At 61.2% G+C, this 18,744-nt stretch carries 19 protein-coding genes and 1 tRNA gene; 5 read left to right on the top strand and 15 right to left on the bottom strand.

Translation table 11 applies throughout. The annotated features are described in order from the left end of the window. Nucleotides 1–62: 62 nt before the first annotated feature. Genes flbD through fliF form a run of 5 tightly spaced genes read right to left on the bottom strand, consistent with a single transcriptional unit; the run spans nucleotide 63 to nucleotide 5,142 of the window. Nucleotides 63–1,433, bottom strand: coding sequence for a sigma-54-dependent transcriptional regulator FlbD (gene flbD, locus I2G20_RS14550; protein WP_196260470.1), 1,371 nt, complete (start codon nucleotides 1,431–1,433; stop codon nucleotides 63–65). A 22-nt stretch (nucleotides 1,434–1,455) separates the two neighbouring features. Next, nucleotides 1,456–1,743, bottom strand: a complete 288-nt coding sequence (gene fliN, locus I2G20_RS14545; RefSeq protein WP_196260597.1) for a flagellar motor switch protein FliN — start codon at nucleotides 1,741–1,743, stop codon at nucleotides 1,456–1,458. 59 nt (nucleotides 1,744–1,802) lie between these two features. Further along, nucleotides 1,803–2,438, bottom strand: coding sequence for a FliH/SctL family protein (locus I2G20_RS17310; protein WP_196260469.1), 636 nt, complete (start codon nucleotides 2,436–2,438; stop codon nucleotides 1,803–1,805). Continuing rightward, a complete protein-coding gene (gene fliG, locus I2G20_RS14535) occupies nucleotides 2,435–3,502 on the bottom strand; it encodes a flagellar motor switch protein FliG (RefSeq protein WP_196260468.1) in 1,068 nt (355 codons plus the stop codon). The genes I2G20_RS17310 and fliG overlap by 4 nt, the downstream gene beginning before the upstream one ends. Nucleotides 3,503–3,507: 5 nt before the next feature. Beyond that, complete coding sequence (gene fliF / locus I2G20_RS14530; RefSeq protein ID WP_196260467.1) at nucleotides 3,508–5,142, bottom strand: flagellar basal-body MS-ring/collar protein FliF; 1,635 nt, start codon at nucleotides 5,140–5,142, stop codon at nucleotides 3,508–3,510. Between the two features lie 168 nt (nucleotides 5,143–5,310). Here fliF and I2G20_RS14525 point away from each other — a divergent pair, with 168 nt between their 5' ends. Continuing rightward, nucleotides 5,311–5,934, top strand: coding sequence for a glutathione S-transferase family protein (locus I2G20_RS14525; protein WP_196260466.1), 624 nt, complete (start codon nucleotides 5,311–5,313; stop codon nucleotides 5,932–5,934). A gap of 71 nt (nucleotides 5,935–6,005) precedes the next feature. On the opposite strand, the gene sciP is transcribed toward I2G20_RS14525, so the two are convergent. The 3 genes from sciP to I2G20_RS17495 form a co-directional block, all read right to left on the bottom strand. After that, nucleotides 6,006–6,284 (bottom strand): CtrA inhibitor SciP, encoded by a 279-nt coding sequence (gene sciP, locus I2G20_RS14520; protein ID WP_196260465.1) that lies wholly within the window; start codon nucleotides 6,282–6,284, stop codon nucleotides 6,006–6,008. A 304-nt stretch (nucleotides 6,285–6,588) separates the two neighbouring features. Further along, nucleotides 6,589–7,269 carry a flagellar hook assembly protein FlgD gene (locus tag I2G20_RS14515; protein ID WP_196260464.1) on the bottom strand — a complete coding sequence of 227 codons (681 nt, stop codon included), beginning with the start codon at nucleotides 7,267–7,269 and terminating at the stop codon, nucleotides 6,589–6,591. A 9-nt stretch (nucleotides 7,270–7,278) separates the two neighbouring features. Continuing rightward, nucleotides 7,279–8,718 carry a flagellar hook-length control protein FliK gene (locus I2G20_RS17495; RefSeq protein WP_196260463.1) on the bottom strand — a complete coding sequence of 480 codons (1,440 nt, stop codon included), beginning with the start codon at nucleotides 8,716–8,718 and terminating at the stop codon, nucleotides 7,279–7,281. 251 nt (nucleotides 8,719–8,969) lie between these two features. On the opposite strand from I2G20_RS17495, the gene mnmA reads away from it, so the two are divergent. Continuing rightward, nucleotides 8,970–10,115, top strand: a complete 1,146-nt coding sequence (mnmA, locus tag I2G20_RS14505; protein WP_196260596.1) for a tRNA 2-thiouridine(34) synthase MnmA — start codon at nucleotides 8,970–8,972, stop codon at nucleotides 10,113–10,115. Nucleotide 10,116: 1 nt separating this feature from the next. Here the strand turns inward: mnmA and I2G20_RS14500 are convergent, their stop codons facing one another. Further along, entirely contained in the window at nucleotides 10,117–10,305 is a 189-nt protein-coding gene (locus I2G20_RS14500) for a hypothetical protein (protein WP_196260462.1), read from the bottom strand. 123 nt (nucleotides 10,306–10,428) lie between these two features. On the opposite strand from I2G20_RS14500, the gene I2G20_RS14495 reads away from it, so the two are divergent. Both I2G20_RS14495 and I2G20_RS14490 read left to right on the top strand, forming a co-directional pair. Next, nucleotides 10,429–10,956, top strand: coding sequence for a sigma-70 family RNA polymerase sigma factor (locus I2G20_RS14495; RefSeq protein ID WP_196260461.1), 528 nt, complete (start codon nucleotides 10,429–10,431; stop codon nucleotides 10,954–10,956). 4 nt (nucleotides 10,957–10,960) lie between these two features. Continuing rightward, nucleotides 10,961–12,934, top strand: coding sequence for a vWA domain-containing protein (locus I2G20_RS14490; protein ID WP_196260460.1), 1,974 nt, complete (start codon nucleotides 10,961–10,963; stop codon nucleotides 12,932–12,934). Between the two features lie 50 nt (nucleotides 12,935–12,984). Here I2G20_RS14490 and I2G20_RS14485 read toward each other — a convergent pair whose 3' ends face one another. Further along, nucleotides 12,985–13,938 carry a ring-cleaving dioxygenase gene (locus tag I2G20_RS14485; protein ID WP_196260459.1) on the bottom strand — a complete coding sequence of 318 codons (954 nt, stop codon included), beginning with the start codon at nucleotides 13,936–13,938 and terminating at the stop codon, nucleotides 12,985–12,987. 230 nt (nucleotides 13,939–14,168) lie between these two features. Here I2G20_RS14485 and I2G20_RS14480 point away from each other — a divergent pair. Then, nucleotides 14,169–14,245 (top strand) — tRNA-Met (locus I2G20_RS14480). 611 nt (nucleotides 14,246–14,856) lie between these two features. On the opposite strand, the gene I2G20_RS14475 is transcribed toward I2G20_RS14480, so the two are convergent. The 5 genes from I2G20_RS14475 to I2G20_RS14455 all read right to left on the bottom strand — a co-directional run bounded on the left by I2G20_RS14475 (nucleotide 14,857) and on the right by I2G20_RS14455 (nucleotide 18,714). Beyond that, the gene (locus I2G20_RS14475; RefSeq protein ID WP_196260458.1) at nucleotides 14,857–15,714 is read right to left on the bottom strand and encodes a transglutaminase family protein; all 858 of its coding nucleotides are present in this window, start codon (nucleotides 15,712–15,714) and stop codon (nucleotides 14,857–14,859) included. Between the two features lie 358 nt (nucleotides 15,715–16,072). After that, entirely contained in the window at nucleotides 16,073–17,230 is a 1,158-nt protein-coding gene (locus I2G20_RS14470; protein WP_196260457.1) for an AI-2E family transporter, read from the bottom strand. A 314-nt stretch (nucleotides 17,231–17,544) separates the two neighbouring features. Continuing rightward, a complete protein-coding gene (locus I2G20_RS14465) occupies nucleotides 17,545–17,820 on the bottom strand; it encodes a DUF1488 family protein (protein ID WP_196260456.1) in 276 nt (91 codons plus the stop codon). 175 nt (nucleotides 17,821–17,995) lie between these two features. Further along, a complete protein-coding gene (locus I2G20_RS14460) occupies nucleotides 17,996–18,265 on the bottom strand; it encodes a hypothetical protein (protein WP_196260455.1) in 270 nt (89 codons plus the stop codon). A 242-nt stretch (nucleotides 18,266–18,507) separates the two neighbouring features. Beyond that, entirely contained in the window at nucleotides 18,508–18,714 is a 207-nt protein-coding gene (locus tag I2G20_RS14455; RefSeq protein WP_196260454.1) for a cold-shock protein, read from the bottom strand. Between the last annotated feature and the right edge of the window lie 30 nt (nucleotides 18,715–18,744).

Genomic DNA, 18,744 nt, shown 5'->3' with positions numbered 1-18,744 from the left:
CGCGCTCACACCCCGCGAACCCGGCGTCGCGGGCGGTGGGGGCGTGAGGGGCGCCGCGATGGTCATGCGGCGCTAGAGCGTTGCTCGCCGGGGGGAGGGACGGGTACTCCCTCATCGGCATATTGATTGAGCTTGTTCCGCAGCGTCCGGATCGAGATGCCGAGGATATTGGCCGCGTGGGTGCGGTTGCCCAGGCAATGATCGAGCGTGTCGAGGATCAGCTCTCGCTCGACATCGGCGACGGTGCGCCCGACCATCGCGCGGGATACAGCATCAGCAGCACGGGCGGCTTGGGCAGCGAGCGAGCCGTTGCGGGCAGCCTCGGTCAATTCGGTGCCGTCGGGCATCCTTATGGCGTCGGGCTCGATGACGTTGCCCGACGAGAGCAGCACGGCGCGGTGAAGTGTATTTTCGAGCTCGCGAACATTGCCCTGCCAGGGAGCCCTGACCAGTTCGTCGCGCGCCGATTGGGACAAAACCCGCTGGCTCAGGCCGTTGGCGGCGGAATAGCGGGCGACGAAATGCTCGGCCAGGGCGATGATATCGCCAGGGCGCTCGCGCAGGGGCGGGAGCTTCAAGTTGACGACGTTCAGGCGGAAAAGAAGATCCTCGCGGAAACGTCCCTCGCGGACTTCCGAGGAAAGGTCGCGGTTGGAGGTGGCGAGGATGCGGATATCGACGGGGACCGGCTTGGTGCCGCCCACACGGTCAATTACGCGCTCCTGAATAGCGCGCAGGAGCTTGGCCTGCAGGCGGAAATCCATCTCCGAGATTTCATCGAGCAGCAGCGTGCCGCCATTGGCTTCCTCGAACTTGCCGATGCGGCGGGCAATGGCGCCGGTGAACGCGCCCTTCTCGTGGCCGAAAAGCTCGGATTCGAGCAGGTGTTCGGGGATCGCCGCGCAGTTGATCGAGATGAAGGGACGATTGGCTCGACGCGAGCGGGCGTGAAGATATTTGGCCATGACTTCCTTGCCCGTACCGCTCTCACCGGTGATGAGCACCGAGGCGTCGGACGAGGCGATCTGGTCGGCGAGCTTGACGACTTTTGCCATCGCCGGATCGCGGTAGAGGAAGTCCGAGGACTCGCGGGCGACGGCAGCTATGACGGCGGCAATCAGTTCGGCGTCAGGGGGAAGCGGGATATATTCCTTGGCGCCGGCCCGGATGGCGTTGACAGCGGCGGCGGCGTTGGTCTCGGTGCCACAGGCGACAACAGGAATGTGAATGCGCTCGGCTTCGAGCGCCGCGATCAGCGCGGGGATGTCCACCATCACGTCGACCAGCAGCAGGTCGGCGCCCTTGCCCGAACGAAGCTCTGCCAGCGCAATGTCGATGCTGGCGGCGTGGGCGACTTTGGCCCCGCCGTCCATCGCCATCTTGGTCGCCTGGCTCAACTGGCCTTCAAGGGACCCGATAATCAGCAAGCGCATCGTCTCTTCTCCCGGGGCCTTGTCAGGCCGCCTTCACTATTTCGGTCATGGTGACGCCGAGGCGTCCTTCCACCAGCACGATTTCCCCGCGCGCCACGAGGCGGTCGTTGACATAGATGTCGATGGCCTCGCCCACCTGTCTGTCGAGTTCGACGACGGTGCCGACGTCCATCTTCAGAAGCTGGGAGACCGGCATCTTCGTGCGGCCGAGCACAACCGAGAGGCGCACTGGCACGTCGAACACGGCCTCGAGGTCGCCAGCCGTGCGTTCGCCCCCGACAAATTCTTCCTGTTTTTCGCCTGCGAGCATCTCCTCGAATGAGATGTTTCCGCCGCCTGCTTCAATGTCGTTTTCAGGATCGGCCACAGTCAGCCTCCATTGTTCGTGTCGGCGCCACGCGCCGTGAGATAGGTCGAGATTCGTTTGTCGATCTCACCCGAAATTGCGTTGATGTCTCGCACCAGCCCACCGTCGGCCCATTCGATGCGCCCGTCGCCCAACCGGATGTCCGGGTCCCCCATGACGACGAGACGACCGGAAAATCCGGAGGCTTTCATGCGCTCCGTGGCAGCGGCCTGCATGGCGTCGCAGAGATCCGGATGGCAGCGAACGACGAGGTGCGGTGCGTGTTCGAGCGAGGCAAGACTTTCCTCTATGAGTGCGGCGAGTTCGGCCTGCGGGTGCCGGGCGATGAGGTGAACGGCGAGCTTGCGGGCGATGGTCGCGGCGAGGGAAACCGCTTCGCGCAAATGCTCCTTCTGCATCTCCTCGACCATCTTGATCGCGGTTGCGGCCTGGGCGGCCAGCTTGTCGGCCGCCTTGACCAGAGCTTCCGCGCTCCGGGCCTCGACGCTGGCCTGGGCCTGCGCATAGCCTTCCTCATAGCCTTCCTGACGTGCCTGGGCGCGCGCAACGTCCAGGTGGTCCTCGGGCACCATGCGCGTCTTGTGCAGGGGGGCGGCCAGATCGAGATCGAATTTGAAGCGGGCGGGAGCGGGTGTCACTGAACCATCTCCTCGTCGGCCTTGCCCTTGTTGATGACGATTTCGCCGCGGGCCGCAAGATCCTTGGCGGTGTTGACAAGACGGCCCTGCGCCTCGTCGACATCCTTGAGCCGGACGGCGCCCATCGAATCCATGTCGTCGCGCATCATGTTGGCCGCGCGGGCGGACATGTTGGCAAAGAAGAATTCCTTGGCGCTGTCCGACGCGCCCTTCATGGCCAGAGCAAGCTCCTTCTTGTCGAAGTTTTGAAGGAGCGTCTGGATGGCCGCGGATTCGAGGCGTGTCAGATCGTCGAACGTGAACATCAGATTCTTGATGCGCTCGGCGCTTTCACGGTTGATTTCCTCGAGCGCGGTCATGAAGCGCGCCTCGGTCTGGCGATCGAAGGCGTTGAAGATATCCGCCATTTGTTCGTGGCTGTCGCGCCGCTGGGTGTGGGAGAGCGTCGACATGAATTCGGTGCGCAGAGTCGATTCGATCTTTTCGAGAATTTCCTTTTGCACCGGATCGATCGACAGCATCCGCTGGACCACGTCCATCGCCAGTTCCTCAGGCAGAACCATCAGCACGCGCGAGGCATGATCGGGGGAAATCTTGGTCAGAACGACCGCGATGGTCTGGGGGTATTCGTTCTTGAGGTAGCTTGCGAGGATATCTTCGGAAACGTTGGAGAGCTTTTCCCAGATATTGCGTCCGGCTGGACCGCGGATTTCCTCCATGATCAGATCCACCCTGTCCGGGGGGAGGAAGGAAAGCAGCAGTCGTTCCGTGGTGTCGGTGTTGCCCGCCATCGCGCCCGTGGAGGATACGTGCAAGACGAAATCGGCCAGAAGCTGGTCGAGCATGTCCTGGGTGATGGGACCCAGCCGGACCATCGCCCGCGAGAGTTGGCGGATTTCGATCTCGTCGAGTTCTTCAAGGATGGGGCGGCCGAAATCGGGGCCGAGCGCGAGCAGGAGTGCGGCGGCCTTCTCGTCGCCGGTCATGATGCGCTGATTGGTTTCGTCTCCGATCTGGAGACCTTTCGAGAGCGTATCGCCTTCAGTGGGTGCGGGAAGTGACATAGTCGTTATGCGGCCTCACTCAGCCAGTCACGTACGATCAGGGACGCCTGCTTGGGGTTATCCTCGACCAGCTCGCCAACCATCTTGAGCGTCTTGACCTGCGATTCGCCGAGCGACTTGGCCTGCTCGAGCCAAGCTTCCGTAATGGCCTCCCGTGCGCGGGCGGCAGCATGCGGATCGGGCAGTTCCGCCTGAACCTCGGCGGCGGGGACGGCAGCGGCAGGCGGGAGGGCCAGAGGCTGCTTCTCGGGGGCCAGGACTTTCTTGACCAGCGGCCGCATCACAAAGAGGATCAGCGCAAGACCGATGAGCAGGGTGACGGCCATTTCGACAAACCGCATCAGGTCTTCGCGGGTGAAATCGAACAGGCCCGGAGCCTCGCTGCCGGCGGTGATATCGGGGCGGTCGGCGAATTGCATGTTGACCACTTCTACCTGGTCGCCGCGATCGGCATTGTAGCCCATCGCGGAGCGGACCAGGGCATTGATCTGGTCGATTTCGGCCTGGCTGCGCGGCGCATAATCGGAATTGCCGGCCGCATCGTAGGTGTAGATGCCGTCGACAACGACTGCCACCGAAAGCCGCTTGATCGCCCCCGCTTCGGTGACCGTCGTTTCTGTCGTGCGGGAGATCTCGTAGTTGAAGGTTTCCTCTAGCGTGGTCGAGGTGTGCGAGGTGCCGCCGGCACCGGCAGTGCCGTTCTCGGATGCACCGGGAAGTTCGTTGGCAACCGTGACCTCACCGAGATTGCCCGGCCCTTGCGATTGATCTCCGGTTTCCCGAGTCTGGGCGGAGCGTACGACCTGGCTTTCGGGATCAAAGACTTCCGCGGTGCGGGTGGCCCGGTTGAGGTCGAGTTCCGCGGAAACCTGCACGCGGGCCCGGCCTGCGCCGACCACGCTCGCCAGAAGTTCCTCGATGCGGGTGCGCAGCCGGTTTTCGATGCCGAGGGTGCGCTCCTCGATTGCCTGGGCGGCGATACTGGTTTCGTCCGATCCCGTGCCCGAGGCGAGAAGCGTGCCTGCACTGTCGACGATAGACACGGCGTTGGGATTGAGCCCTTCGATGGCCGAAGCGACGAGATGCTGGATAGCCCGGATCTCGCCGGTGGAAAGCTGACCGCGCACAGTCAGAACGATCGAGGCGGAGGGCTCCTTGACGTCGCGGCGGAACAATTCGCGCTCGGGCAAGACCAAGTGGACCCTGGCGCTCTGGACGCGCGAGATTGAGGAAATCGTACGGGCCAATTCGCCTTCGAGGGCACGGATATGGTTGATGTTCTGAACGAAGCTCGTGGCGCCCAGGGTATTTTGCTGGTCGAAGATCTCGTATCCCACCTGTCCGCGCCGAGGCAGGCCGTTCTGGGCGAGGTTCATGCGGATCGAGGTGATCTGGTCCCGAGGCACCAGGATTGTCCCGCCTTCGGCGCGGATATCATGCGGCGTACCGGTGGCGTTCAGTTCGGCGATGATGGCGGCGGAATCCTCGAACTCGAGGTTGGTATAGAGCGGGGCGAACTGGGGAGTCGTCGCCCGGATGATGATGAAAGCGAAAAAGCCGACCAGCATGACCGCAACCACCGCCATCGCAGCAATGCGTGCGATGCCCAGTTTCTGCAGCAGTTCCCCCAAATCGTTCACGCGGCACCCCGATAAACCCGATTCCGACGCGGATGACGAAGCACCCGACGTCAGTGGGCAAAATATGCCTAGCGGATGGTAAACAAGATGTTAACTATCTCTGTCAGTTTGCAATTTCAGGCACTTTCTGCCGATCTGCGTTGCCGTTGGCTTTAAGGAATGGATGAAATGCTAAGGGTTTTGGGCCGGCTGAGTTCAATCAATGTGCGCAAGGTGGTGTGGATGTGTGCCGAACTCCGCCTCGATCACGAACGCGAGGATTGGGGGGTTGGGTTCCGCGATCCCCAATCGCCGGACTTCCTGGCGCTGAACCCGAACGCGCTCGTACCGGTCATAGAAGACCAAGGGTTCGTGCTGTGGGAGTCCAGCGCAATCGTGCGCTATCTGGCACGGAAACATGGAGGCGGGAGGCTGCTCGGCGGCGCACTCGAAGACCAAGCGCTGATCGACCAATGGTTGGGCTGGCAGGCCACCGAGCTCAATTCATCGTGGAGCTATGCCGTGCAGGCGTTGATTCGCAAGAAAACCGGCTATGACAGTCCGGCGGATATCGAGAATTCAATTGCCGGCTGGACCGAGAAGATGGCGATCCTCGATGCTCAACTCGAACGCACCGGTGCCTATGTTGCCGGAACCGCATTCTCGGCCGCCGATATTGCCATGGGGCTGTCGGTGCAGCGATGGTACGCTGCCCCGTTTCACAAGAGGGACTTCGGCAATGTTGCGGGGTACTTCGAAAGGCTCAAGCGCGAGACTGAGATTTCCCGGCACGGGCTTCTGGACTATCCCTGAATCACAAAGCCCGCTGTGGGGTCCACAGCGGGCTTTGAATGGAATGCGCGTTTCCTACAATCCGATCAAGATCAGCCTTCTCGATAGTGCTGGATCCAGGTCGTACGCAGCCCGGCCAAGCCGTGCTTGTCGATGGCGGCCTGCCAATTGAGAAACTCATCGACGCTCAACGTATAGCGTTCACAAGCTTCCTCAAGGCTCAGCAGACCCCCTCGCACAGCAGCGACGACTTCAGCCTTGCGTCGGATGACCCAGCGCTTGGTATTCTTGGGTGGCAGGTCCGCGATGGTCAGCGGACTGCCATCGGGACCGATCACGTATTTCACGCGCGGACGCATTTGGACGGTCATTTTACTCTCTACTCAACCTGACCATAACCAGAACCAAGACTAGCGTATTGGGCTTAAAATTTGGCTAAGGGGAAACTTACAGGTGGTTAAGTACTCGTTGCAAAATGACAAAACGGGACTCGGTGCGGGAGGCCCATTGCATGCGCATCCGGGCGCGTTGCTTTACCCGTCCCTGAGCTGCTTTGGCCCTTCGCTTACGCGTCGGGCTAACGTCCGCGGATTTCTCTTTTCGGGGAGTGGGAAGGGCGGCCACACGCGTGACCGAACTGGCCATATAGACGACTTCGTTCAGCGCTCAGGCTGATTAGGCGTCCTTGTCTCCTGCAGGAGGCATGGTGGCGGCGACGGAGGTGATCGAGGACAGAGGCACGCGCAAACCGCCGATGATCGCCATCGGCTCGTTGCCCGAGAAATCGACCGCTTCGACAACGCCCATCAACTGCGTCGTGACAGGCACGTAGGCGCCGTTGGAATCGCGGGCGTCGATCGTGATCGTAAACCGTCCTTCGGTGAGCTTGGCACCGGTACTCGTCGTGCCGTCCCAGATGATGTCATCGGTGCCTGCCTTGAGCGACATCTCCTGAGTATAGACGACGTTGCCCTTCTGGTCCTTGATAGTGACCATCGTGTTTTCGGCGGGCTTATCGAGTTTGAAGACCCAGGCCGCTTGACCGTTGCGCAGTTCCGTCGTTGTACCGGAGGCGGTCACGGTCTTTCCGACATAGGCGACAGCCTGGGTGTTGGTGGTGTTCTGCGTGGAGGCCAGCATGGCCTGCAGGTACTCGTTGGTTTTCAGTTGCTGTTCGACCGAGGTGAACTGTACCAGCTGCTGGGTGAACTGGTTGGTGTCCATTGGTTCAAGCGGGTTCTGGTTCTTGAGCTGCGTAATGAGCAGCTGCAGGAACGTATCGAAATTGTCCGCAATCGTGCGGCGCTGGGTGTCGAGGTTCGAGCCCGTTCCGGAAATTCCCGATATGTTGGACATCGTGTCCTCCTAAACCCAGAGATTGACGGCATCGAGCCGGGCATAACCCCGCGCGACGCCGGGCGGTGGGGCGGAAAGCTCGACGGCTTCAGGATCGGCGGCAATGGAGGCTTTCCATGTGGGCCGGTCGCCGGGCTGCTCGTTGCCATCGCTGTCCTGCCGGAGAGAGAATTCGAGCTCGGTCTTGTTGCCGTCGAGCCCGGCATCGGCGAGCGCGCGTTCGAGTGCGCGCTGATCGCGCTGGAGCAGATCGAGGGTTTCGCTCCGTTCCACTGCCAACCGGGCGATGACATTGCCGGACTTGTCCATTTCGAGGCGCACATCGACACGGCCCAGTTCGGGCGGATTGAGCCTGATTTCGAAGCGCGAAATACCGTTCTGGATCGAACGGGCGATTTCGACTGCGATAAAGGGCATGTTGATGCGCGGCTCGGGCCTTGAGTATGCGGCGGCCTCGGGGCGGATGGCGCCGGGCGCTGCGTTGGTTGCCTGGGATTGTCCAGCTGGGAGAGTGAGGCCGTCCGGCTTGTCAGGTTGGCTATCGGACGAAGCGGCGGCACTCGCGGTGGCGGCGGCTGACGCCGTAGCGGCGTTGGACTGCTGGCTGGGCCGGCTTGCTGCGGCCGGTTTTTCTCCCGTGTCCGCATCGGGCGCCGTGAGGCTGCGGCCAGACTCTTCCGTTTTTGCTGACTTGCCGGGTTGGGGCTGATCGGATTCGCTCCCGGGTTTCCCGGTCACCGGCGGGGAGTTGGCGGCGGGTTTTTCCGGATCGGCCTGCGCGATGACGGCGGCGACATTGGGGCGCGTCTCGCTCTCGATCAACTTGAGTCGCTGGGCGGCGTCGGGATCGGCATTGGCGAGCGCGGTCTGGATGGCGGCGATCTGGATATCGAGGTCGCGGGCGAGGCCCGTCAGTGCAGCCGCGAGTTGGGCATCGGTCTCGCGCAGTTCCGCACCAATCCGCGTTGCCAGCGCGGAAAGGGTTTCGAGAATGCTCTGGGGGCCGCTATTGCTGTCACCGGTGTCGAGGCCAAGGGCCTGAGCGACTTCACGGAGTTGGACAAGAAGCGGGGAATCGGGATCGATGATTGCGCCGGTCTCAAACAGGTCCGAGACCATTTCGAGCAAGGCGGCGAGTGTCTCAAGTGCTTCGGTATCGAAGGGGAGGTCGTCTTTCAGACCTTGTTCGAGCCCGCCGAGGAGGGAAAGCACCTGGCCGAGCGTCTCGCCGAATGCATCGCCGAGCCCTTCATTGCCTGCTTCCGGGGTTTCGGGGACCACGCCGGGAAAGCGCGTGCCAAGAACATTGATCGGCGTTTCCTTGCCTTGCTCGATGGCCCCATTGAGCAGGAGCGCAAAGCCCGAGGCGCCGGGGGCACCGGTGTTCCCAGGCTTGAAGGCCTGACCCGGATTGACGAAATTGGCGCCGACGGCGATGGGGTTTGTCACTTTAGTAGCCACTCGATACTGAACGGACGTCTTCAGCTTTGCAGATGCAAGTGGCTTGCCAAGTCGAAGCCCTGAAGAAAACTCTTTATCTTCCGTGATTTAGATCGGAACGTGCCGAGCTCGGGCGCCTCATGCAGCGGCAATAATCTCCCGCCGGCGGCAAAAACTGCCGCGCTGTTGCGGGTTCTCCAGAAAAGGCATACATAAGCGCGTCCGCTGGCCCTTGACCCCAACCGGATGAGAAAGAGATGATGAACTCCTTAGGTTTCGACCGTGCGCCGGCCGACACCCGCGTCGTGGTCGCGATGTCTGGCGGTGTCGATTCTTCGGTGGTTGCCGGATTGCTCGCCCGCGAGGGCTATGAAGTGATCGGCATTACCCTCCAGCTTTACGATCATGGCGAGGCGACGTTCCGCAAGGGGTCATGTTGCGCGGGGCAGGATATACACGATGCGCGCCGCGTGTCAGCGGCGCTGGGGATTCCGCACTACGTGCTGGACTATGAAGAGCGCTTCAAGAAGGCGGTGATCGACCCGTTCGCCGAAAGCTATGCGCGCGGTGAAACGCCAATCCCATGCGTTGCGTGCAACCAGTCGATAAAGTTCGTGGATCTAATGGCCGTCGCCAAGGATCTTGGCGCCGATTGTCTCGCAACTGGCCACTATGTGCGGTCCAAGGTCGTCGACGGGAAGCGGGTGCTGTTACGCCCGCTCGACAAGGATAAGGACCAGACATATTTCTTGTTCGCCACGACCGGCGGACAGCTCGACTATCTACGCTTTCCGCTCGGCAACATGACCAAGGACGAGACGCGCGCGCTGGCCCGCGACATGGGGCTGACGATTGCCGACAAGTCGGACAGCCAGGACATCTGTTTCGTGCCAAGAGGCTCTTATTCGGACGTCATCAAGAAGCTGATGCCCGAAGCCGAAGTGCCCGGTGAGATCGTTGATCTCAATGGGAGGGTGCTGGGCCAGCACAAGGGGATCATCCACTATACCGTCGGCCAGCGGCGAGGGCTGGGGATCGCTTCGGGCGAGCCGCTCTATGTGATCAGGCTCGATGCGAAAACGCAGCGGGTGGTCGTGGGACCGAAGTCGGCGCTCGCGACGCATACTGTGAGGCTGCGCGACGTCAACTGGCTCGGCCCGCGCCCGCTCATCGAGATGGCGGCGGGAAACGGCTATGCTCTTGAGGCCAAGGTGCGCTCGACCCGCGCGCCACAAGAGGCGGTGATCCAGATACGGGACGGGGAGGTTTACGTGACGCTGGTCGCCGGGGAGGCGGGCATCGCGCCCGGACAGGCTTGTGTCCTTTATTCCGATGACGGCGAGGGCGCGCAGGTGCTCGGTGGCGGTTTCATCGCGGAAGCGGTGCCGGCAGCGATGGTGGCCTAGTTCAGTAACCAGCCGAGGGCAGGATTTCTTCCTCAGTCGCTTCGCCGGTTTCGGCTGCCTGCTGGTGGGCGCCGGTGTTCCATTCGGTAGTGGTGGCGATGATTGCACCACCGATGGTGAGGAGCGCGACGACGCCGAGGACAATGAGGACGATGCGGTTGCCCATATCGGGCTTTTGCTGCTCTGCCATAAGGTGATCTCCTCGCGTGGATGTGCGACGTTCAAATCGTGATAGAATTTTTATAGAGCAATTTCCAAGGAAATTGCCACGCGGCGCGTCCAAGCGCTAAAGGCCCTGGCGAAGCGAGCAAGCGTGAACCTTCCCTTGTCTACTCCAGATCTGGTGAGCCGCGCCGCGGGGGGTGACCGGGCGGCATTTGCCGCGCTCGTTAACGATCACTACGACTTCCTCTACCGCACCGCCTACAAATGGTGCGGAAACCGGGCCGATGCCGAGGACGTGGCCCAAGATGTGTGTGTCAAGCTGGCGGGTGCGCTCAAGGGGTTCGACGGGCGGTCGGCCTTTACGAGCTGGCTCTACCGGATCGTGCTTAACACGGTCCGCGACCGCCAGCGGCAGGGCGCGCGGCGGGCAAGACAGGCCGATGCGCTGAGCAAGGTCACGGCCGGTGAGGCGGCGCCGGATCAGGAAAGCGCGGTGACCGAAAACCAGATGTGGGCGGCGGTGCGACGGCTACCGGAAAAGCAGCGCGACGCGATGCTTCTCGTTTATGCCGAAGACCGCTCGCATGCGGAAGCGGCAGGGATCATGGGGGTCAAGGAGGCAACGGTCTCCTGGTATGTGCACGAGGCCAGGAAGGCCCTCAGGGATATGGTGTAGCCCGATGAACGACGAGTTCCTGAAATCGCTGAAAAATATCGAGGCTCCGGAGCCTTCAGGAGCAGCGCGTACGCGGGCACTCGATGCGGCGATGGCGGCTTTCGATGCCGCACAGGCCGAGGAAAGCGAAAAGAATCAGAAAAAAAATTCGGAATCCGCCCAAGGCGGCGGGACGGCCGCGCGTCTCAGGTCCATTACGTCCAGATGGAAAAGGAATTGGACCATGGATATTCGCGTTCCCCTTGGCGCCACCGTCGCTGCCCTGCTTGTCGTTCCGATGGGCTGGTATTTCCTCAACCAGACGGCGCTGACGCCCGTCGAGCTTTCGATGCCCTCTCTGCCGCCGATCACGAGTGCGGATGGGGCAGGGGAAATGGAAGTAGCGAATGTGCAAACACGGCAGGCCCAGGAATTCCCAACCGCACCCGCGGCTATTCCCGCGCCGGTGGCTGAGAGCCTTGGCAATGTGGCTATGGAGCAGACGGCGGCGAGCCCGACTTTTTCGAGCGCGCCCATGCCGGCGGGCGGTTTTGCGCGGACGGGGTTGTATGAAACCAAGGCAGGCGATGGTGACCGGTTCACCGCGTTCGACGAGGGCGGGGTGAAACTCACCGCCAATGAGCCGGTTTCAACCTTCTCGATCGATGTCGATACCACCTCCTATGCTTATATGCGGCGCGTGCTGGAGATGGGGCAGATCCCGCCCGCCGATGCGATCCGGGTCGAGGAGCTCATCAACTATTTCTCCTATGACTATCCGGCACCTGAAGCGGGGGGCGCGCCCTTCCTGCCGACGATTGCAGTGCACCCCTCACCGTGGAACGCCGAGAGCCGGCTGGTCCATATCGGGATTAGGGCCCAGGACGTCGATATCAGCGAGGTGCCGCCGGCCAATCTCGTCTTCCTCATCGATACTTCGGGTTCTATGGATGAGCCGGACCGGCTGCCGCTCTTGAAGCGGGCCTTTGCGCTGCTCGTCAACGAGTTGAGCGCAGACGACACGGTTTCGATTGTCACCTACGCCGGGGCGGCCGGGGTGGTGCTCGAACCGACCAGCGGGGCTGAAAAGCGCAAAATACTTGCCGCACTCGAAAATCTACAGCCGGGGGGCTCGACTGCGGGTGCGCAGGGCATCGAGGCGGCCTACCGGCTGGCGCAGGACGCAATGATCGAGGGCGGGACCAACCGCGTGCTGCTGGCGACCGACGGGGATTTCAATGTGGGGATATCCGATCCCGATGGTCTCGAGCGGTTGATCGAGGGCGAGCGCCGCAAGGGGATCTTTCTTTCCGTGCTGGGGTTCGGGATGGGCAATTACAACGACGCTACCATGCAGTCGCTGGCCCAGGCAGGGAACGGGACAGCGGCCTATATCGACAGCTTTTCGGAAGCCCGCAAGGTTTTGGTCGAGGAGCTGGGCGGGACGCTGCTGATGGTCGCGAAAGACGTCAAGGTGCAGGTCGAGTTCAATCCCGCAGCGGTCTCGGAATACCGGCTGATCGGGTACGAGACCCGCGCGCTCAACCGCGAGGATTTCAACAACGATGCGGTGGACGCGGGCGATGTGGGTGCGGGGCACTCGGTGACCGCGATCTACGAGATCGTGCCTGCGGGTGCTCGCGGGTCGGTCGATCCGCTGCGGTACGGCGAGAACGCGGCTGCGCCGGCATTGGGTGAGGACGATGAATTCGGGTTCCTGAAAATCCGTTACAAGGCGCCCGATTCCGAGGTGAGCCAGTTGATCGAAGCGCCGATCCCGGTTGCCGGGCAATATCGGGCTATTGCTGACGCTCCACAAGACATGCGGTTTGCAACCGCGGTGGCGGCATTTGGCCAGAAGCTACGCGGATCCGGCCATCTGGCGGCAATGAGCTGGGACGACATCCGGGCGCTGGCCTTATTTGCCCGTGGCGAGGACGCTTCGGGGCGGCGCAGCGAGTTCCTCCGGCTGGTCGATATTGCGGCAAGCCTCGATTGACTTTCATCGCCTGGAAAGAACGTGGCCCGGGAGCGATCCCGGGCCTTTTTTTAATCGATGGGCTTTAGCCCCGCTTCGATCTGCCCCCTCTTGGGTTCGAGGAAGGGCGGGAGCGCGAGGTTTTCGCCCAGAGTTTCGAGCGGTTCGTCGACATCGAAGCCTGGGCCATCAGTGGCAATCTCGAAAAGGATGCCGTTCGGCTCCCTGAAATAGAGGGAGGTGAAATAATAGCGCTCGACTTCGCCTGACGACCTGAGCCCCGCCTGCTGCGCGCGCGCGACCCACTGGTCGAACTGCTTTTTGTCCGGGGTACGGAAGGCGACGTGATGGACGCCCCCCGCGCCGGGGCGGGCGAACGGCAGGTCGGGCTCGACCGCGACGTGCAACTCGGCCGAGGCGCCGCCGTCGCCCATCGCAAAGACGTGCACCTCCCCTTGCTCTGCACTCGCGGCGTGCGTGCGCACCTTGCGCATGTTCATCACCGTGGTCAGCACCGGTTCGGTGCGGCGCAGATCGGGTACGCTCATGGTGATGGGGCCGAGGCCCTTGATCTGGCGCTCTTTCGGCACGGGGCTTTTGGTCCATGGGTGGGCGCCGCCGGCGCGCGTATCGTTGACCAGCCGCAGGCGCTGACCTTCGGAGTCCTCGAAATCGAGGGACATATGCCCGGCACGCTCGGCGATTTCTGAAGTTGTAACGCCGTTGGCCTCGAGGTGGGACTTCCACCATGCGAGTGCAGCCTCGCCCTCGACGCGGAAGGCGGTGCGAACGATCGAATGGGTGCCGCGCTGCTCGGGGGCGGTGGGCCAATCGAAAAAGGTGATATCGGAGCCTGGGGATGCTTTACCATCACCATAAAAGAGGTGGTAGGCGGTAGTATCGTCCTGGTTGACGGTGCGCTTGACCAGCCGCAGGCCGAGAACCTGCGTATAAAAGCGGAGGTTTTCCCGGGCATCTGCCGTGACGGCCGTGAGGTGATGCAATCCGGTGAGATCGAGTGCCATTGCGGCCTCCCATCCTTGATGTTCATTTCCCGCATAACATAGATAGTCCTTGCGCGCTTCAACACTGCGGCAAATCGAATTGATCATTCGGTTTGGGTGAACGGGACCGGTCCGGATGTGCCCCGTGAAGGCACGCGATGCAGTGCGCGATGCGCTTGACAGACCCCGCCGCGCTCCATAATAAGCGCCATGCCTCTGCCGCCCCTATCTCGGGGCGGATGACTTCCTGGGGCGGAGTAGCTCAGCTGGTTAGAGCAGCGGAATCATAATCCGCGTGTCGGGGGTTCAAGTCCCTCCTCCGCTACCAATTATTTCTTCTACAGATTTGATTTCTTTAGGAAAATTTCTATTTTGTTCATTGCTGTTGGCTTTTCAAAGAGACTCTTTAGCGTCAACTAACTGAATTTGAAGCGGAATTCTTGTGCGGGAGTTCAATACGAAGCGCTACCATATTGCTGTCCGACTCATGCGGCCATGTCGAATTTCGGTCACGACCATTAAAAATCGTTCATTTGTTTCACGTGCCGAGTCGACCATAAGGACAGCAAGAGCGACTGTGAGTGCGGCCATCACGCTCTGGCCAGCCAGCCGACCCTGCGCGCCATCGCCAGAAAGCGGCCAGCGACCTTTACAATGACCTCGAGGCGATCTGCGGCTCGGGCTTCGGGATGATGACCGATCGAGCATGCACTCGACAAGGCATCGGCGTGATCACGCCGAGCGCAACACTTTCGAGCTTTCCCTACGCGACGGACGAAGCGATACGCGCTCAGCGGTCCTTCCTGACCAGGCCGAAGCATAGATCCGGGTCTCACGGCTGCCTGCTCTGGAACCTCTGATGAGCGCGCCGGAGGTGCTGGCAGACGCGGACGCCGGGGTTCCACAAGCCTGCCTCCGTTACGAGCCGCAGTGCAATCGCTATGATGCTGGCCTTACCCTGACGGCGACATCCATGCTGAGGAAATCCGCTGACGCCCCGACATAGCCGCCGACGATCGGCATGATCTGGCGATTGCTGCGGGCGACGGCTACCGGGATGAGGTTGGCTCCGCCGAGACGCCGATGCGTCGGGTCGAATGCGATCCATCCCGCGCCAGGAAGATAGACCTCCGCCCAGGCATGGGTCGAGCCCGGATCGTCGGCGCTTTGCTGCGCGTCGAACAGATAACCCGAGACGGCGCGGGCACCGAAGCCGAGATGACGGAGCGCGTCAATGAACAGCGCGGCGATGTCCCTGCATGAGCCGCTCGCCAGCGCCAGCGTTTCCAGCGACGTCTGCGTCCCTTCTTCGTCGCGCACCCGATATGCCACCGAGTCGAGGATGCCGGCATTTAGGTCTTTCAGCAGCGAAAGCGTGTCCGTCGACGCACCGCGAACGAAGGCGCGCGCCCATGCCTTCATCCGTCCCTTGGGGTCGCCTTGCTCTGGAATGCGCAAGGCGCCCAGATCGGCCAACTCGTCGGAAGAATAGGCGAACGGGAAGGAGTGCGCGTCGGGCGCAATCCGGAACACCGGCCACGTCGCCGCCGACTGCTCCACCGTGAATTCGCTCGTGATGACAAGTTCAGCGGTCGGCTCGGAGAAAATGCCGGTGGCGATCAGGTTTCCGAAGATGTCCTGCGTCCACTCAAGTTCTGCAAAGGGCGAACAGAACAGCGCACTCGACAACAGGGCGATGTCATGGCTGCCGCGCGGGCGCAGCATCATGCGGTGCGGCCGGAGCACAACAGGACGCACGTAGCGGTAGGTCGTCCCATGGTGGATCGCCAGCCTCATCCGTGCCGCCGGAAGGCAGCCGCCAACGCAAACCTGCGGTATAGACCGTTCATGCGAAGTCCTCTGGGACGGGGCCGAAATGGCCGACGATATGGAATAACGCACCTGCAGCGCGATCGTTGCTGCGTCGCACAAATGGATGGGCAGTCCGGCGAAGGGGGGCAGCTCGGAATTCGCCGCCCTCATGCTCCTGCGCCATATATCAGGGGTCCGACACCAGGGTAAACGCAGCTTGCCGGTGGCGAAAGGCGCAGCGAAACCGCATGGTGCCTTTGCGGCGGCAATGCTGCCTCTGCATTGCGCGTTCGGCTCTCTTACGGAGATTGTATGGAGTCAGTCTAATGAGATGGAATCTCGGTCATTTCCGAACACGCCGAGTTTTGCTGGATCGGGAAGATCTCCTCGTGGAGGCGCGCGTATTCGCAACCTGATCGACACTGGAATCCACCATGAGCTGTCCGTCGACCGAGCCTGAGTGCTCATCCGTGTACAGCGACCAAAAAGCCACAAACAGGGCCGCAATCAGAGGCCCGATGACGAACCCGTTGATGCCGAACAACGACAGACCGCCCAGCGTGGACACGAGCACCATGTAGTCGGGCAGTTTCGTTCCCTGGCCCACCAGCGGCGGCCGCAGGAGATTGTCGATCGTGCTCAGGATCAAAACACCGACCGCCAGCAGGATGATACCTTGACTAACTTGCCCCGAAAGGAGCAGGTAGGCCGAAGTCGGCGCCCAGACCAGCAAGGCTCCAACCGCGGGAAGGAGCGAGAGAGCGGCCATCAGGACGCCCCACAGGATTGCCGCTTCGATACCGAGCAGCCAAAAAGTCACCCCTCCGATACCCCCCTGTATCACAGCGATGATGACGTTGCCCCGGACAGTGTATTTCACCACGGTAGTGAACTTACGCAATACGTGCTCTGTCTGATAGTCGCTGAGCGGGCTGGCTTTGCGGATTACGATCGCCAGTCGGGAGCCATCCCTGAACATGAAGAAGAGCACGTAGAGCATCACGCCCAGGCTGACGAGCAAATGAGCCATGCTCTGCCCGATGGTCAAAGCGCTGGTCGCGATGGTCTGCGCCGCCTCTCCCAGAAACGCCGTCAGGCGCGATTGGATTTCGTGGAATTCGCTTAGATTGAAAGCCGACAAGGCCTCAACGAGGAAAGAAGGCATTCCGGCATGAAACCGCTCGAAGATGGAGACGGCATCAAAATCCGGATCGCTGACGCGAGTGTACAGATTGTTCGCTTCCCGGGTGAGGGCTGCCAAGACCATTGATCCCGGTATGAGGACGATGCAGATGCAAGCAAAGGTAGTGATTGCCGCCGCCAAATTCCTCCGCGCTCCCAGACGCTGGACAAGCTTGCGGTGAAGCGGATTGAAGAGGATCGCCAGAATGACAGCCCACAATACGGCGCCATGGAACGGTACCATCAGCCAGACGAAGGTTGCCGTTACGATGACAAGCATGGCAACGAAGCTGATCCCCTGAGCGGTAGGTGCTGACATTTAGATAGTCCGCCTTTGCCAGTTTCGACTTCTCCCAGCTTAATCAGGGAGGCCAACACAACCTATATGCGACAAGAGTGCCCGGGCAGCGACCAATATGAAACAAGGCAATATAGGCCCGCGCTTTGAACCGACGAAACCCCTGTTCGTCGCTTGACCAAGAGGTCTTTCCGATTGCTTACCGGCTCCTTCTAGGCCGGGATATTATATTCCCGAGAGCTTCCCAAGAGGATGTCTCGCTAGTCTCTAGGCACCGTAGGCTATGGGGTGGGGCAGAGAGGGCAAGCAAAAAGTTACTTCTGCATCCGCGGTTGTCAACGAAAGTCGGAGGCGGTCAAGGTGTAGTAGGTCCGACGAGAATTGGCGTGAGCTTCGCGCGCAACGTCGAGAATTGAAGCACGCATCGCGTCAAATGCGGCAAGCCAACGGGATTCAGGTGTTGTAGGGGTGTGCTGCACGGCTCCAAGACTGGCCAACGCGTCGACCTCGACGAAGAACTGTATCTCAAACATGCCGTCATAACCGGTAAAACCAACGGCTTTGCGCGCCTCCTGGAAAGCGCGGCTCGGGTTTGGAAAGGTCAATGCCATGGCGTATCCCCCAGGGCGTCTGACCATGCCAATGATGTTTCGAGCGCGGGAGATAGATGGTCGCCGTTGTGAGTTCCGAGCGCATGAGCCAGTTTGGGATACTCAGCAGAGCTGAATTTGGCTATAGGCACGACACGGACGGGGAACGGAATGATCTTGCTGTATGGACGCATGACTAGATCCTTTGGTTGACTGTGGATGAGCCGAGCGGATTGGCCGGGTGCTCGTAGAGGGCAGCGATTTCGACAGGCCCGAAACGTTGCTCGTCGATTTCGAGAACTGCATCAGCCAAGGTTTCGCGCGGCATCGCTTCGATGGCGTATTGAAGCGCCCGTGCAGCGCTTTCGAACCGCTGATAACGAACTTTGCCCAAACGCCTGGAGCGTTTGCCTGTGTAGAGTTCGGCCGGGGCGGAATAGTCGAATGCTGGGGGGCTATTTATCATGATCGCTGCTCCAATTCGCGGGCGGAGGCCTGCCGCTTGGCAAGCCGCTCGATGCTTTGGGTGGCCCTCAAAAGGCGTTTGCGATCGCCCAAACCTTTGCGGATGGCCGCAAGTCGATCAATACCCTGCGTGCGCGGGACCGCTGACCGGCTTTCAACCGGGACAAGTGGTGTATTTGTCATCAAACCGGCTTCTTTGGCTTTGGAGGGTCCGAGATCACGTGGGCGATCCCGGTTGAACAGTTAAGCAAGGCGAATACTGACCGCTGCTACCTTGCCGTCTCGACCATTTTCCAACTCGTAGGTTACAGCCTGACCTTCAGTGAGTGTGGAAATGCCAGCGCTTTCCAGCGCCGAAATGTGAACGAAGGCGTCTTTGTTTCCATCAGAAGGCGTGATGAAGCCAAAGCCTTTGGCGCTATTGAAGAACTTGACGGTACCATTGATCATGAGTGTGTCCATTTGTATTGCCCGGTCCGG

The organism is Pelagibacterium limicola (genome assembly GCF_015694405.1).
Classification (GTDB): domain Bacteria; phylum Pseudomonadota; class Alphaproteobacteria; order Rhizobiales; family Devosiaceae; genus Pelagibacterium; species Pelagibacterium limicola.
This window is presented reverse-complemented; position numbering and strand designations above follow the sequence as displayed.

What these genes read in the sequence shown, in the direction of transcription:
- flbD (WP_196260470.1), bottom strand. Translation starts at nt 1,433, where the DNA reads ATGCGCTTGCTGATTATCGGGTCCCTTGAAGGCCAGTTGAGCCAGGCG.
- fliN (WP_196260597.1), bottom strand. Translation starts at nt 1,743, where the DNA reads ATGCTCGCAGGCGAAAAACAGGAAGAATTTGTCGGGGGCGAACGCACG.
- fliG (WP_196260468.1), bottom strand. Translation starts at nt 3,502, where the DNA reads ATGTCACTTCCCGCACCCACTGAAGGCGATACGCTCTCGAAAGGTCTC.
- I2G20_RS14525 (WP_196260466.1), top strand. Translation starts at nt 5,311, where the DNA reads ATGCTAAGGGTTTTGGGCCGGCTGAGTTCAATCAATGTGCGCAAGGTG.
- sciP (WP_196260465.1), bottom strand. Translation starts at nt 6,284, where the DNA reads ATGACCGTCCAAATGCGTCCGCGCGTGAAATACGTGATCGGTCCCGAT.
- I2G20_RS14515 (WP_196260464.1), bottom strand. Translation starts at nt 7,269, where the DNA reads ATGTCCAACATATCGGGAATTTCCGGAACGGGCTCGAACCTCGACACC.
- mnmA (WP_196260596.1), top strand. Translation starts at nt 8,970, where the DNA reads ATGAACTCCTTAGGTTTCGACCGTGCGCCGGCCGACACCCGCGTCGTG.
- I2G20_RS14500 (WP_196260462.1), bottom strand. Translation starts at nt 10,305, where the DNA reads ATGGCAGAGCAGCAAAAGCCCGATATGGGCAACCGCATCGTCCTCATT.
- I2G20_RS14490 (WP_196260460.1), top strand. Translation starts at nt 10,961, where the DNA reads ATGAACGACGAGTTCCTGAAATCGCTGAAAAATATCGAGGCTCCGGAG.
- I2G20_RS14485 (WP_196260459.1), bottom strand. Translation starts at nt 13,938, where the DNA reads ATGGCACTCGATCTCACCGGATTGCATCACCTCACGGCCGTCACGGCA.
- I2G20_RS14475 (WP_196260458.1), bottom strand. Translation starts at nt 15,714, where the DNA reads ATGAGGCTGGCGATCCACCATGGGACGACCTACCGCTACGTGCGTCCT.
- I2G20_RS14470 (WP_196260457.1), bottom strand. Translation starts at nt 17,230, where the DNA reads ATGTCAGCACCTACCGCTCAGGGGATCAGCTTCGTTGCCATGCTTGTC.
- I2G20_RS14465 (WP_196260456.1), bottom strand. Translation starts at nt 17,820, where the DNA reads ATGGCATTGACCTTTCCAAACCCGAGCCGCGCTTTCCAGGAGGCGCGC.
- I2G20_RS14460 (WP_196260455.1), bottom strand. Translation starts at nt 18,265, where the DNA reads ATGATAAATAGCCCCCCAGCATTCGACTATTCCGCCCCGGCCGAACTC.
- I2G20_RS14455 (WP_196260454.1), bottom strand. Translation starts at nt 18,714, where the DNA reads ATGATCAATGGTACCGTCAAGTTCTTCAATAGCGCCAAAGGCTTTGGC.